This window comes from [Bacteroides] pectinophilus, assembly GCA_025146925.1.
Classification (GTDB): Bacteria; Bacillota; Clostridia; order Lachnospirales; family Lachnospiraceae; genus Bacteroides_F; species Bacteroides_F pectinophilus.
Genome location: CP102260.1, coordinates 1,349,373 through 1,363,791 on the forward strand (window position 1 = coordinate 1,349,373; position 14,419 = coordinate 1,363,791).

Consider the following 14,419-nt stretch of genomic DNA (forward strand, 5'->3'; position numbering starts at 1 on the left):
TAATCAGTTTAGATGGAGGAATGGTAGTAATGAAAAGTGATTCAGTAAGAGTAGGAACCCAGCAGGCTCCGCACAGATCTTTGTTCAATGCACTCGGCATGACAGAAGAAGAGATGAAGAAGCCGCTTGTCGGAATTGTAAGTTCATATAATGAGATAGTACCGGGACATATGAACATTGATAAGATTGTTGAAGCTGTCAAGCTTGGAGTTGCAATGGCAGGAGGCACTCCTGTAGTATTCCCTGCAATTGCAGTGTGCGATGGTATTGCAATGGGACATGTGGGAATGAAGTATTCACTTGTTACAAGAGATCTGATTGCAGATTCAACAGAGTGTATGGCAACAGCACATCAGTTTGATGCGCTTGTAATGGTTCCTAACTGTGATAAGAATGTGCCGGGTCTGCTTATGGCAGCTGCAAGAGTTAATGTTCCTACTGTATTTGTAAGTGGAGGACCGATGCTTGCAGGCCATGTTAAGGGATGTAAGACCAGCCTTTCAAGTATGTTTGAGGCTGTAGGCGCATATACTGCCGGTAAGATTAATGAAGATGATCTTAAAGAATATGAGGAAAAGACATGTCCTACATGCGGTTCATGTTCAGGCATGTATACTGCCAACAGTATGAACTGCCTTACAGAGGCTCTCGGAATGGGACTTAAGGGTAATGGTACAATTCCTGCCGTATATTCTGAGAGAATCAAGCTTGCCAAGCATGCAGGCATGCAGGTAATGGAACTTTACCGCAGGAATATAAGACCGAGAGATATCATGACTAAGGAAGCAATCCTCAACGCACTTACTGTAGATATGGCACTTGGATGTTCTACAAACAGCATGCTTCACCTCCCTGCGATTGCTCATGAAGTTGGATTTGATTTTGATATAGCATTTGCTAACCCGATAAGTGAGAAGACACCTAACCTGTGTCATCTTGCACCTGCAGGCCATACATATATGGAAGATCTTAATGAAGCAGGTGGTGTGTATGCGGTTATGAACGAGCTTCTTGAAGCGGGACTTCTTAATCCTGACTGCATGACAGTTACAGGTAAGACGATTGGTGAGAATGTCAAGGGGTGTGTCAATAAGAATCCTGAGGTTATCAGACCGATTGACAATCCTTACAGCAAGACAGGCGGACTTGCAGTTCTTAAGGGTAACCTTGCACCGGATGGTGGTGTTGTAAAGCGCTCAGCCGTTGCAGAAGAGATGATGGTCCATGAAGGTCCTGCAAGAGTATTTGACTGCGAAGAAGATGCAATTGCTGCTATTAAGGGCGGCAGGATTGTAGACGGTGATGTTGTGGTAATCAGATATGAAGGCCCTAAGGGCGGTCCTGGTATGAGAGAGATGCTTAATCCGACATCAGCAATTGCGGGAATGGGTCTCGGTTCAACAGTTGCACTTATTACTGACGGACGATTCAGCGGTGCTTCAAGAGGAGCTTCAATAGGTCATGTTTCACCTGAAGCTGCTGTTGGCGGTCCTATTGCGCTCGTAGAGGAAGGTGACATCATCTCAATTAATATTCCTGAGATGAAGCTTGACATAAAGGTTTCGGATGAGGAGATGGCAGCACGCCGTGCTAAGTGGCAGCCAAGACAGCCAAAGGTTACAACGGGATACCTCGCACGTTATGCATCTATGGTTACATCAGGTAACAGAGGAGCAATCCTTGAGGTTCCAAAGGAGGCAAGATAATGAAGTTAAATGGTTCAGAGATTATAATAGAGTGTCTTAAAGAGCAGGGCGTAGACACTGTATTCGGTTATCCGGGAGGAGCTATTCTGAATGTGTATGATGCCCTTTATAAGCATTCTGATGAGATAACACATATCCTTACATCACATGAGCAGGGAGCTTCACATGCTGCGGATGGTTATGCAAGAGCAACAGGCAAAGTCGGTGTATGTTTTGCAACATCAGGTCCGGGGGCAACTAACCTTGTTACAGGTATAGCAACTGCGGCAATGGATTCAATTCCGATAGTTGCAATCACATGTAATGTAACAGTACCGCTTCTTGGCAAGGACAGCTTCCAGGAGGTTGATATCGCCGGAATTACAATGCCTATCACAAAGCACAGCTTTATTGTAAAGGATGTTAATAAGCTTGCAGATACAATAAGGAGAGCATTTACAATTGCCAAAGAAGGAAGACCGGGACCGGTACTCGTTGATATCACAAAGGATGTAACTGCCAATGAGTGCGATTATGTGAAGACAACACCTAAGACAATTGAACGTGTTACTGACACAATCAAAGAAGAAGATATAGTTAAAGCTGTTAATATGATTAAGGAAGCAAAGAAACCTGTTGTGTTTGCAGGAGGCGGTGCAATTGCTTCTGATGCATCGGATGAGCTTAGAAGATTTGTTAACAAGGTAGATGCACCTGTTGTAGATTCACTTATGGGCAAGGGTGCATTCGACGGAACAGATCCAAGATATGCAGGAATGCTTGGAATGCACGGAACTAAGGCAGCTAACTACAGCGTTACGGAATGTGATCTGCTTATAGTTGTTGGTGCAAGATTCTCAGACCGTGTTACAGGTAATACCAGAAAATTTGCGAACAATGCAAAGATTCTTCAGTTTGATGTTGATGCTGCTGAGATTAATAAGAATATCAGGACAGATGCCAGTGTTATAGGAGATGCGCTTGAGATACTTAAGAGAATAAATGCTCTTCTTGACCAGTGCAATCATTCAGAATGGATTCAGCATGTTGAAGAACTCAAAGCGGATTATCCTATGAAGTATAATACAGACCGCCTTAACGGACCACTTATAATGGAGAAGATATTCGAGGTAACAGGCGGAGATGCAATCATATCAACAGATGTAGGACAGCATCAGATGTGGGCTGCACAGCATTATAATTACAAGAAGCCACGTACGCTTCTTACATCGGGCGGACTCGGAACCATGGGATACGGACTTGGAGCGGCTATCGGTGCCAAGGTGGGATGCCGTGATAAGGTCGTTATTAATATTGCAGGTGACGGATGCTTCAGAATGAACATGAACGAGCTTGCGACAGCAGCAAGATATAATATACCGGTTATCGAAGTTATATTTGATAACCATGTCCTTGGTATGGTGCGTCAGTGGCAGGATCTTTTCTATGGTAAGAGATATTCGGCTACGGTTCTTGATGATTCAGTGGATTATGTAAAGATTGCTGAAGCTATGGGAATTAAGGCATATACAATAACGAAGCCTGAGGAGATTGTTCCTGTATTTGAGGAAGCAATAAGCCTTAATATCCCTGTTCTTATTGAGTGCCAGCTTAACAGGGATGACAAAGTATTCCCTATGGTATCACCGGGAGCACCTATATCAGAAGCTTTTGACAGGGAAGACCTTGATAAAAAAGATAATCAATAAAATGACTTAATTTTTTTATGTTATGTAAAGATTATTTGACAATTGTGTATCATTGCCATAAAATGGCATTATATTTTTTATGAATTTCAGGAGGATGAAAAAGTGGGTAGAGTTTATAACTTTAGTGCAGGTCCGGCAGTATTGCCTGTAGAGGTGCTGCAGGAAGCAGCAGATGAGATGCTTGATTACAGAGGAACAGGTATGTCTGTAATGGAGATGAGCCATCGTTCCAAGGCTTATGACAACATTATCAAAGAGGCAGAGGCTGATCTTCGTGAACTGATGAATATACCTGACAATTACAAGGTATTGTTCCTTCAGGGCGGTGCATCACAGCAGTTTGCCATGATTCCTATGAACCTTATGAAGAATAAGAAGGCAGCTTATATTGTAACAGGACAGTGGGCTAAGAAGGCATATCAGGAAGCCCAGATGTATGGTGAGGCAGTCAAGGTTGCTTCTTCAGAGGATAAGACTTTCTCATATATTCCGGACTGTTCAGATCTTGATATTCCGGAAGATGCTGATTATGTATATATCTGTGAGAATAACACAATCTATGGCACTAAGTTTAAGACACTGCCTAACACAAAGGGACATACACTTGTTGCAGATGTTTCTTCATGTTTCCTTTCAGAGCCTGTAGATGTAACAAAGTATGGGGTAATCTATGGAGGAGTTCAGAAGAACATAGGACCTGCAGGTGTTGTTATTGTTATTATCCGTGAGGATCTTATTACTGAGGATGTATTACCGGGAACTCCTACAATGTTAAGATATAAGACACATGCAGATGCTAACTCTCTCTACAATACACCTCCTGCATACGGCATCTATATCTGTGGTAAGGTATTCAAGTGGCTTAAGAAGATGGGCGGTCTTGAGGAGATGAAGAAGATTAACGAGAAGAAGGCTAAGATTCTTTATGACTTCCTTGATGAGAGCAAGCTTTTCAAGGGAACAGTACGTAAGGAAGATCGTTCACTTATGAATGTACCGTTTGTAACAGGTGATGCAGATCTTGATGCTAAGTTTGTAGCCGAAGCCAAGGCAGCAGGTTTTGAGAATCTTAAGGGACACAGAACAGTTGGCGGTATGCGTGCAAGTATCTACAATGCAATGCCAATCGAAGGCGTAGAGAAGCTTGTAGAGTTCATGAAGAAGTTTGAAGCTGAGAATCTTAAGTAATTACCGGATTATCAGTGTTTAATTAACTGAATAATTAATGAGTCGGAGATAAGGAAGGAATACATACAATGTATAATATTAATTGTCTTAATAATATTGCAGGCATAGGTCTTGACCTGTTTACAACAGATTATAACAAGGATGCTTCATATGAAGAGGCTGATGCGGTGCTTGTAAGAAGTGCTAAGATGCATGACATGGAGCTTTCGGACAGACTTCTTGCCATAGCAAGAGCCGGTGCAGGTGTTAATAATATTCCTCTTGATAAGTGTGCAGAGAAGGGTATTGTAGTATTCAATACACCGGGTGCCAATGCCAACGCAGTTAAGGAGCAGGTAATACTTGCAATGCTTCTTGCATCACGCGATTATATCGGTGCGGTTGACTGGGTAAAGGCCAATGCGGATGATGCAGATATTGCAAAGTCAACAGAGAAGGCTAAGAAGGCATTTGCAGGTACAGAGATTCTTGGCAAGAAGCTTGGTGTCATCGGACTTGGCGCAATTGGTGCAATGGTTGCCAACTCTGCTGCAGCACTTGGCATGCAGGTATACGGATATGATCCTTATCTCTCTGTTAATGCTGCATGGAGCATTAACAGAGATGTTAAGCACATTGTTAATGTTGAAGATATTTACAGAGAATGTGATTATATCACAATTCATGTTCCTGCTCTTGACAGCACAAAGGGAATGATTAACAAGGCTGCTTTCAACATGATGAAGGATGGTGTTGTTGTAATTAACTGTGCAAGAGATATCCTTGTTGATGAGAATGCAATGGTAGATGCACTTGCGTCAGGCAAGGTTAAGAAGTATGTTACAGACTTCCCTAATACTCTTTCAGTTAAGCTTGAGAATACAATTGTTCTTCCTCATCTTGGCGCTTCAACTAAGGAAGCAGAAGATAACTGTGCAGTGATGGCAGTTAAGGAACTTCGTGATTATATTGAGAATGGCAATATCCGTAATTCAGTTAACTATCCTGCATGTGACATGGGCGTATGCACTAACACAGGACGTATTGCGGTATGCCACAAGAATATTCCGTCAGTAATCAGCAATATTACAGCTGTTCTTGGTGCAGCAGGCGTTAATATCTCAGATATGCTTAACAAGTCACGTAATGATTATGCATATTCATTATTTGATCTTGACGATGCGGTTAATGCAGATGTAATTAAGAAGCTTGAGGAAGTAGAAGGCGTTATTAAGGTTAGAGTGGTGAAGTAATGGCAATTATAAGACCGTTTCAGTGTGTAAGACCTAATGAGAGTGTGGCTGCGAGAGTAGCTGCACTCCCATATGATGTATATAACAGAGAAGAAGCCTGCGAGGAGGTTAAGCGCGAGCCGTTATCATTTCTTCGCATAGACAGACCTGAGACACAGTTCGACAGTTCTGTTGATATGTATGCGCCTGAAGTATACCAGAAGGCCAGGCAGATGCTGGATGAAGCTATGGCAGACGGTACATATATTGAGGATTCTGACAGAACGTATTATATATACGAACTTACAATGGATGGAAGAAGCCAGACAGGCATTGTAGCATGTGCTTCTATTGATGATTACAGTAATAATGTAATTAAGAAGCATGAGAATACAAGAGCTGAGAAGGAAGTTGACAGAATTACACATGTAGATACATGCAGTGCGCAGACGGGGCCTATATTCCTTGCCTACAGAGCTGACGGGGTTATTAATGCTGAGGTAGCTAAGGCGAAAGAGAATGACCCTCTTTATGATTTCACGTCTCCTGATGGAATAAGACATGCAGTATGGAAGATTGCATCAGAGGATTCTGTAGAAGCAATAGAAAGAGCATTTGCAGGCATAGATTCTATCTATATTGCGGATGGACATCACCGTGCGGCATCTGCTTACAAAGTAGGACTCAAGAGAAGGGCAGAACATCCGGGATTCACAGGTGATGAAGAATTCAATTATTTCCTTTCGGTACTGTTTCCTGACGAGCAGCTTATGATTATGCCGTATAACAGAGTTGTTAAGGATCTTAACGGATACAGTAAGGATGAGTTCATTGCAAAGATTTCAGATAAGTTTGATGTGGTTAAGTCAGACAAGCCGGTAGCGCCTGCCGTGAAGTATACATTTGGAATGTATCTTGAAGGACAGTGGTACACGCTTACGGCACATGAAGATATACGTCCGGATTCACCGGTTGACGGACTGGATGTTGCAATACTTCAGAATGAGCTGCTTGATCCTGTGCTTGGAATTAAGAATCCGAAGACAGATGCAAGAATTGATTTTGTTGGTGGAATAAGAGGGCTTGGCGAGCTTGAGCGCAGAACAGAGAATGATATGAAGATAGCATTTTCAATGTATCCTACATCCATTCAGGAGCTTTTTGCAGTTGCAGACGCAGGACTCCTGATGCCACCTAAGTCAACATGGTTTGAACCAAAGCTTAGAAGCGGAATATTTATTCACAGAATATAATTCACAGAATATGATGATATAACGGAGGATTAGCCGATGCTGCATGAAGATATAGAACTTAAGATTGACTATGAGACCCTTGGAATTAAGCATGATACATCGGTGCCTGTGCTTACAACATATATCCTTAAGAGACTTGTACAGATGCAGGGTGACCGTAAACGTCCGTGTATTCTGATATGTCCGGGTGGAGGATATGAGCACCTTGCGGAAAGAGAAGCAGAGCCTATAGCAATCCGCATGAACAGTATGGGGTTTAATGCATGCGTATTGAGATACAGCCTGATTCCTAACGAATACCCGGTTCCTTTATATGAAGCTGCGTATGCAGTGAAGTATATCCGTGACCATGCGGATGAGTGGGGGATTAATCCGGATAAGATTGTAATAGCGGGTTTTTCTGCCGGCGGACACGTGGCTGCAAGTCTTGGAACATTGTGGAATCAGCAGGAGCTGGATTCATATATAAGAGATTATCTCAGGTGTGAGCCTGAATATGTGCGACCGGACGGAATGCTTCTGGGATATCCTGTTATTACGTCAGGTGATAAAGCACATAGAATGTCGTTTGTGAGACTTCTGGGTGACAGATATGATGAACTGCATGATACGGTTTCACTTGAAAACCGTGTCAATAAGGGAACACCGGAAGCTTTTATATGGCATACGTTTGAGGATGGCTCGGTTCCTGTTGAGAACTCGCTTCTGTTTGCAGAGGCAATGAAAAAGCAGGAGGTTCCGTTTGAACTTCATATATTCCCTAAGGGAAGTCATGGACTTGGTCTTGGAACAAGGGAAACTGACATGAAGGATGGAAGTAAATATCAACCTGAGTGCAGCGTATGGCCTGATATGTTCAGAACATGGTTTGAGAGTACAATAGGACCAATATACGAATAACACAATTGGCTGCATAGCGGCACCTGTCATGTGGCAGGTGCCTGTGGTGCAGCCTTTTTGATTGTGATACATAAGTGCGTTAATGATGGGAGGCAGGTATGAATAATAAATTATATAATCTTATGAATTGGCCGGATATAGAGGGAATTGTATATTCGGATACGGATTCACCGCAGAAGCTGCTCGGAGGACATGTCTGTGAAGAAGGATTTCTTATACAGACATTCAACCCGCATGCAGTTGAGATGAAGGTAAAGATTGATGGTAAAAGCAAGATATATCCGATGCAAAAGGTAGATGAAGCCGGATATTATGCCGTACTCATTCCCGGAAAGAGAAAACAGAATTATACATTTATATCCGAAAATGTGGAAGGTGAGCAAAGGGAATACAAGGATGCATATGCATTTGATGTGAGTATTGACAATGCTGAGATAAGAAAGTTCCGCGCGGGGATTAATTATGAGATATACAGGATACTCGGAGCACATTGCGGAGTGATAAATGGCGTCAGAGGAACAAGATTTGCCATATGGATGCCTGATGTCAAGCGCGTAAGTGTTGTGGGTGACTTCTGCAAATGGGACGGAAGAGTGTTCCAGATGATGAAACACGATGGAAGCAGCGTGTATGAACTCTTTATTCCCGGTGTTGAGGCAGGCAGCATATACAAATACGAGGTGCGTAAAAAAGACGGAAGCTGTATGCTTATTACAGACCCATATGCGCGGGCTGTTGAAGATGAAGGGAATGCAGCTGTTGTATGTGGTGATGATGACTTCGTGTGGTCTGATGATAAATGGATGGCACTGCGTAAGATGGAAGATACACGAAGAACGCCTGCATCAATTTACCAGACAGCTTTTTCGGAAGATTCATGCAGCTATGTGGAGAATGCGGGGTATACGCATGTTGAACTTATGCCGGTTATGGAAGGAACACATTGCTGTTATGCCGTCTCGCCGAAGATTGGCGGACGCAATGAACTGAAAAAATATATTAACACAATGCATGATATGGGTATAGGTGTTATTCTTGACTGGGAATGCAGCAGGGATAACTTTAACGTACCTGAGATTTCCAATTACTATATTGCCAATATTATTATGCTGGCTGAAGAATTTCATGCAGACGGAATAAGATTTACAGAACTGGACAGGCTGCTTTATCTTGATTACGGAATGGCTCCGGGAGAATGGACGCCTAATATATACGGTGGTAAAGAAAATCTTGCAGCGGTGGAATTATTTAAGCACATTAATTCAATAATAAAAAAACGCGGACTTGACATTATGCTTATTGCCAGGGAATCGGCGGCGTGGCCGTGCGTTACCGGTAATGTAAGTACCGGACTTGGATTTGATTACAAATGGAATAACGGATGGCTTAAGGAACTGTTTGATTTTATGAAACTTGACCCGATATACCGAAAAGACCGTTATAACCAGCTTGTATTCAGCATGATATATAACTATAGTGAAAAGTTCATCCTGGCACTTCCGGAAGATGCGTTTGCTGACTATGGTTATTCTATGCTGAATATGATGCCGGGCAGCGATGAAGAGAAATTTGCAAGTGTAAAGGCAGCACTCGGATATACATTTTTACATCCGGGGAAAAAGCTTATATCAGACAGTGTATGCAATATGGATGATAATAATAAGCTTAATAATTATGTGAAAGAGCTTAATAACCTTTACAGAAGCAATCCTGAGCTGCACGAACTTGATTATGATCCTGACGGATTCGAGTGGATTAATAATTTTTCTGCTAATGAGACAGTTGTTATATTCTGCCGTAAGTCATCTGAAGGCGGACATCTTATTGCGGCGGTCAATTTTACGCCTGTTGTAAGAAAGAATTATAAAATAGGTGTGCCGTATGCAGGCAAATGCCGTGAGATATTTAACAGCGATTCACTCCAATTTGACGGAGAGGGCAATGTTAATCCTGATATAATCAGATCAGTTGAAAGTGAATGTGACGGACGGGATAATTCTGTAAGAATTACGCTTCCTCCTATGGGAATTGCCGTATTCAGATGTACTCCGTATACGGAAAATGAGCTTATTGAGATAGAGAATGCCCGCAAGGAAAAAGAGGCACGTCAGAAACGCGAAGAGGCACGTAAGCTGATTGAGGAAGCAAAGAGGCTTGAACGTGAGGCAGAGGATATAGAGAAAAAGAAACGTATGGTAATAAAAACCGGAGGAGCAAAGTCAGGCTCCAAGAAGCCGGTTACTGCAAAACGTAAGATGCCGTAATGAATGGAGATTAGTGTGTTGGTGTGCCTGCGGAATGGAGGTTAGTATATGAATAATATTTTAACAGCTTTTGCACAGACAGCAGAAGTGAAAGATGTCAAAGAAGTTGTTGAGGAGACACAGCGGTTCTTTACAATGAATGACATGAGGACAATCCTTGATAAATTTATTGAGTGGTGTGCAAGTACAGTAGGAACGATTGTATGGGCACTCATTGTATGGGTAATCGGAAAGAAGATACTTAAGGCACTTCTTAAGGTGCTTGGAAAGGCGCTTGACAGAAGCAGGCTGGATGAGGGTGTTACTAAATTCATGCTGTCATTATCCAGATTTGCCGGCAATGTAGTGCTTGTGATAATGATAATAGATATACTCGGCTTTGATACAACGTCATTTATCGCAGTACTTGGTTCAGCGGGTATCGCGCTTGGTATGTCATTGCAGGGAAGTCTCGCCAATGTGGCAGGCGGTATATTAATCCTGCTGTTCAAGCCGTTTGCAGTAGGAGATTATATTGTTGCAGGAGGATACGAAGGCAATGTTACAACAATAGACCTTCTTTATACAAAGCTTATTACTATTGACAACAAAATGGTAACTATCCCTAATGGAACGCTTTCTAATTCAAGTATTGTAAATGTTGCATCGCAGCCGCAGCGGCGTCTTGATATCCAGATTGGAATAGGATATTCATCAGATCTCAAGCTTGCCAAAAGGCTTCTGCTTGATGCCATGAATAAGCAGGCCGGCGTGCTTACAGACAAAGATATCATGGTGGTTGTCAAGTCACTTGATGACAGCTGTGTCACACTTGAGACAAGATGCTGGGTTATGACCTCTGATTATTGGAATGTGAGATTTGCCTTGCTGGAAGGTTATAAGGAAACGTTTGACGATAACGGAATTGAGATTCCGTTTAATCAGATGGATGTACACATAGTACAGTAAAAATAGCTGGATAAGATATAAAAAAATAGCAAGATAAGATTCAATGTAAAATACATAAACTTATTTTGCTATTTTTTATATTAAGAATATTAATGTTAAAATGCTTCTTGCATAAAACATCCTTATGCAAGTGATGATTCATAGCATGCACGTTCGCCGCCGATATACTTGGCACGTGTTCTTGCACATACAACATGCGCGTTTCCGATAGAAGAAACGGCAGTGCGGACAGGAACAGCCACGGGAGCGAGGTGCATCCCGATAAGTGTATCACCGATGTCAATTCCTGCCTGAGCCTGAATATATTCAACGGCAACCGGATTATCGAAACCATTATATGCAGCTGTTGAGAATGAACCGCCGGCCTTGAGCTGTGGACGTACATTCACACGCGTAAGGCGGTACAGCTTTGCACATTCCTTTTCAACGATGATAGCACGGTTAAGATGCTCACAGCACTGTGTGGCAAGAAAAATACCGTTAGCCTTGCATACATCATTAAGCGCGTTAAAAACAGTCTTTCCAATCTCTTCACTTGAAAAAGTGCCGATTCTATGCTTTGCTATTTCACTGGATGAACATCCGACAACAAGAATGTCATCCTTTTCAAGATGCGCAACGGCAAGAAGCTCGTTGGCAACAGCTGTTGTCTGCTGCCTCAAAGCTTCAAGATCCATTGTCATCTCAGTTGCAATTCCGCCATTAGGTAAATTAATCATAATTAATTACTTCTTATTCTCGAGTTCCTTGTGCTTCATGGCTCTAATCTTGCATGAAAGACCATACAGGTTAATGAAGCCTTCTGCATCATGGTGATCATACATGTCGCCTGTTGTAAATGAAGCAATTGACTCGTTATAAAGTGAATATGGAGAAGTTGTTCCGGCCTTAATGATGTTGCCCTTGTAAAGCTTGAACTTAACTTCACCTGTAACATACTGCTGTGTTGACTCAACGAAAGCCTGAAGAGCTTCACGAAGAGGAGTGAACCACTTACCTTCGTAAACTACATCTGCAAGCTTGTTGCCGATGTTCTTCTTAACTGCATATGTGTCACGGTCAAGAATAAGTTCCTCAAGCTGCTGATGAGCTTCCATAAGGATTGTTCCGCCAGGTGTCTCATATACACCACGAGACTTCATGCCAACAACACGGTTCTCTACGATATCAATGATGCCGATACCATGCTTGCCACCGAGCTTGTTAAGTGTACGGATGATATCAGCAACCTTCATCTTCTCGCCGTTAACTGATGTAGGAACACCCTTTTCAAATGTCATAGTAACATATTCGCCTTCATCAGGAGCTTCTTCAGGGCTGTTGCCAAGTACAAGCAGGTGCTTGTAGTTAGGCTCATTGGCAGGATCCTCAAGCTCAAGACCTTCGTGGCTGATATGCCATAAGTTACGGTCACGGCTGTAGCTGTTATCAGCTGAGAATGGAAGATTAATTCCATGCTGTCTGCAGTACTCAATCTCATCTTCACGTGACTTAAGAGTCCACTTATCATTTCTCCAAGGAGCGATAATCTTGATATCAGGAGCGAGAGCCTTAATTGCAAGCTCAAAACGAACCTGATCGTTACCCTTACCTGTTGCACCATGGCAGATGGCAGAAGCACCTTCCTTACGTGCAATCTCAACGAGTCTCTTGGCAATTGCAGGTCTTGCCATTGAAGTACCAAGAAGATACTTATCCTCATATACGGCATGTGCCTGAACACATGGAACTATGTAATCTTCTGCAAATGTGTCAGTAAGATCTTCAATGTAAAGCTTTGAAGCACCACAGCTCTTAGCTCTTTCATCAAGTCCGTTAAGTTCCTCTTCCTGTCCGCAGTCAGCGCAGACACAGATAACTTCGTAATCAAAATTTTCCTTAAGCCATGGAATGATGGCTGTGGTATCAAGACCACCTGAGTAAGCAAGAATAACTTTCTCTTTCATTATGATATCCTCCATATGTATGCTGCCTGTGGCAGCGTTGTTTAAAACTAGAATCTAATATACAACATTATTTTTGTAAATGCAACATATAAAAATGAATAATATGCAAAAAATATGAATAAATATAAAAATTATTGCAAAAACCTCTTTACAATAAGTAAAAAGAGTAGTATTGTATCTAAAGTACTTAATTTGAAAACCTTATATGAAAGGAACGATGAGACAATGATTAAAGTCGGAATTATCGGTGCTACAGGATATGCAGGCAATGAATTGGTAAGGCTGCTCCTCGGACATAGCGAAGCACAGATTGAATGGTTTGGTTCAAGAAGTTATATTGACCAGAAATATGCAGATATATACAGAAATGTATTTCAGCTTGTTGATGCTAAGTGCATGGACGACAATATGGAGGAACTTGCTGACAGAGTGGATGTGATATTTACTGCCACACCGCAGGGTCTTTGTGCATCACTCGTTAATGATAAGATTCTTTCTAAGGTGAAGATAGTCGACCTGAGTGCTGACTTCAGGCTCAAGAATGTAGATGTATATGAGCAGTGGTATAAGATAGAACATAAGAGTCCTCAGTACATAGATGAAGCTGTATACGGACTCTGTGAGATAAACAGGAATAAGATAACAAAGGATACAAGAATTGTTGCTAATCCGGGATGCTACACAACGTGTTCCATACTTACAATATATCCTTTAGTTAAGGAAGGAATAATTGACCCGGATTCAATTATAATAGATGCAAAGTCAGGAACGTCAGGGGCAGGAAGAGGTGCCAAGGTTGCCAATCTGTTCTGCGAGGTTAATGAGAGCATGAAGGCATACGGAGTAGGTACTCACAGACATACTCCTGAGATTGAGGAACAGCTTGGTTATGCAGCAGGCAAGGATATAAAGCTTATATTCACACCGCACCTTGTTCCTATGAACAGAGGAATACTTGTTACATCATATGCTGACCTTAAGAAGGATGTAACTTATGAAGATGTTAAGGCGGCATATGACAAGTACTATAAGGATGAGTATTTTGTGAGAGTGCTTGATAAGGATGTCTGCCCTGAGACAAGATGGGTAGAAGGCAGTAATTATGTTGATGTCAACTTTAAGATAGAGCCGAGAACAAACAGAATTATAATGATGGGCGCACTTGATAATCTTGTTAAGGGTGCAGCGGGTCAGGCAGTACAGAACATGAACCTCCTGTTTGGTCTTCCTGAGAATACGGGACTTAAGCAGGTTCCAATGTTCCCATAATAATTTTTATTTGTTTAATGTTTAAATGTTTAACGGAGGAATCAGA

11 protein-coding genes are annotated in these 14,419 nt (G+C 42.0%); 9 read left to right on the forward strand and 2 right to left on the reverse strand.

Annotation, left to right across the window (positions count from 1 at the left end; genetic code table 11):
- The first annotated feature begins 29 nt into the window (after nt 1–29).
- The 8 genes from ilvD to NQ488_06325 all read left to right on the forward strand — a co-directional run bounded on the left by ilvD (nt 30) and on the right by NQ488_06325 (nt 11,158).
- The gene (ilvD, locus tag NQ488_06290; GenBank protein ID UWN96905.1) at nt 30–1,706 is read left to right on the forward strand and encodes a dihydroxy-acid dehydratase; all 1,677 of its coding nucleotides are present in this window, start codon (nt 30–32) and stop codon (nt 1,704–1,706) included.
- Nucleotides 1,703–3,394, forward strand: coding sequence for a biosynthetic-type acetolactate synthase large subunit (gene ilvB, locus NQ488_06295; GenBank protein UWN97115.1), 1,692 nt, complete (start codon nt 1,703–1,705; stop codon nt 3,392–3,394). The genes ilvD and ilvB overlap by 4 nt, the downstream gene beginning before the upstream one ends.
- Before the next feature lie 102 nt (nt 3,395–3,496).
- Nucleotides 3,497–4,582, forward strand: a complete 1,086-nt coding sequence (gene serC / locus NQ488_06300; protein ID UWN96906.1) for a 3-phosphoserine/phosphohydroxythreonine transaminase — start codon at nt 3,497–3,499, stop codon at nt 4,580–4,582.
- 68 nt (nt 4,583–4,650) lie between these two features.
- On the forward strand, nt 4,651–5,814 hold the full coding sequence (locus tag NQ488_06305; GenBank protein ID UWN96907.1) for a phosphoglycerate dehydrogenase: 1,164 nt from the start codon (nt 4,651–4,653) through the stop codon (nt 5,812–5,814).
- Entirely contained in the window at nt 5,814–7,046 is a 1,233-nt protein-coding gene (locus NQ488_06310; GenBank protein ID UWN96908.1) for a DUF1015 family protein, read from the forward strand. Before NQ488_06305 ends, NQ488_06310 begins: the two co-directional genes overlap by 1 nt.
- A 36-nt stretch (nt 7,047–7,082) precedes the next feature.
- On the forward strand, nt 7,083–7,946 hold the full coding sequence (locus NQ488_06315) for an alpha/beta hydrolase (protein ID UWN96909.1): 864 nt from the start codon (nt 7,083–7,085) through the stop codon (nt 7,944–7,946).
- A 98-nt stretch (nt 7,947–8,044) separates the two neighbouring features.
- On the forward strand, nt 8,045–10,210 hold the full coding sequence (locus NQ488_06320) for an alpha amylase C-terminal domain-containing protein (GenBank protein ID UWN96910.1): 2,166 nt from the start codon (nt 8,045–8,047) through the stop codon (nt 10,208–10,210).
- A gap of 48 nt (nt 10,211–10,258) precedes the next feature.
- Entirely contained in the window at nt 10,259–11,158 is a 900-nt protein-coding gene (locus tag NQ488_06325; protein ID UWN96911.1) for a mechanosensitive ion channel, read from the forward strand.
- A gap of 122 nt (nt 11,159–11,280) precedes the next feature.
- Here NQ488_06325 and NQ488_06330 read toward each other — a convergent pair whose 3' ends face one another.
- Together NQ488_06330 and NQ488_06335 are read right to left on the reverse strand one after the other, a co-directional pair.
- Complete coding sequence (locus NQ488_06330; GenBank protein ID UWN96912.1) at nt 11,281–11,877, reverse strand: TIGR01440 family protein; 597 nt, start codon at nt 11,875–11,877, stop codon at nt 11,281–11,283.
- A 6-nt stretch (nt 11,878–11,883) separates the two neighbouring features.
- Entirely contained in the window at nt 11,884–13,104 is a 1,221-nt protein-coding gene (locus tag NQ488_06335; GenBank protein ID UWN96913.1) for an argininosuccinate synthase, read from the reverse strand.
- Between the two features lie 225 nt (nt 13,105–13,329).
- On the opposite strand from NQ488_06335, the gene argC reads away from it, so the two are divergent.
- Complete coding sequence (argC, locus tag NQ488_06340) at nt 13,330–14,373, forward strand: N-acetyl-gamma-glutamyl-phosphate reductase (GenBank protein ID UWN96914.1); 1,044 nt, start codon at nt 13,330–13,332, stop codon at nt 14,371–14,373.
- Nucleotides 14,374–14,419: the final 46 nt, after the last annotated feature.

What these genes read in the sequence shown, in the direction of transcription:
- ilvD (UWN96905.1), top strand. Translation starts at nt 30, where the DNA reads ATGAAAAGTGATTCAGTAAGAGTAGGAACCCAGCAGGCTCCGCACAGA.
- NQ488_06305 (UWN96907.1), top strand. Translation starts at nt 4,651, where the DNA reads ATGTATAATATTAATTGTCTTAATAATATTGCAGGCATAGGTCTTGAC.
- NQ488_06310 (UWN96908.1), top strand. Translation starts at nt 5,814, where the DNA reads ATGGCAATTATAAGACCGTTTCAGTGTGTAAGACCTAATGAGAGTGTG.
- NQ488_06315 (UWN96909.1), top strand. Translation starts at nt 7,083, where the DNA reads ATGCTGCATGAAGATATAGAACTTAAGATTGACTATGAGACCCTTGGA.
- NQ488_06320 (UWN96910.1), top strand. Translation starts at nt 8,045, where the DNA reads ATGAATAATAAATTATATAATCTTATGAATTGGCCGGATATAGAGGGA.
- NQ488_06325 (UWN96911.1), top strand. Translation starts at nt 10,259, where the DNA reads ATGAATAATATTTTAACAGCTTTTGCACAGACAGCAGAAGTGAAAGAT.
- NQ488_06330 (UWN96912.1), bottom strand. Translation starts at nt 11,877, where the DNA reads ATGATTAATTTACCTAATGGCGGAATTGCAACTGAGATGACAATGGAT.
- NQ488_06335 (UWN96913.1), bottom strand. Translation starts at nt 13,104, where the DNA reads ATGAAAGAGAAAGTTATTCTTGCTTACTCAGGTGGTCTTGATACCACA.
- argC (UWN96914.1), top strand. Translation starts at nt 13,330, where the DNA reads ATGATTAAAGTCGGAATTATCGGTGCTACAGGATATGCAGGCAATGAA.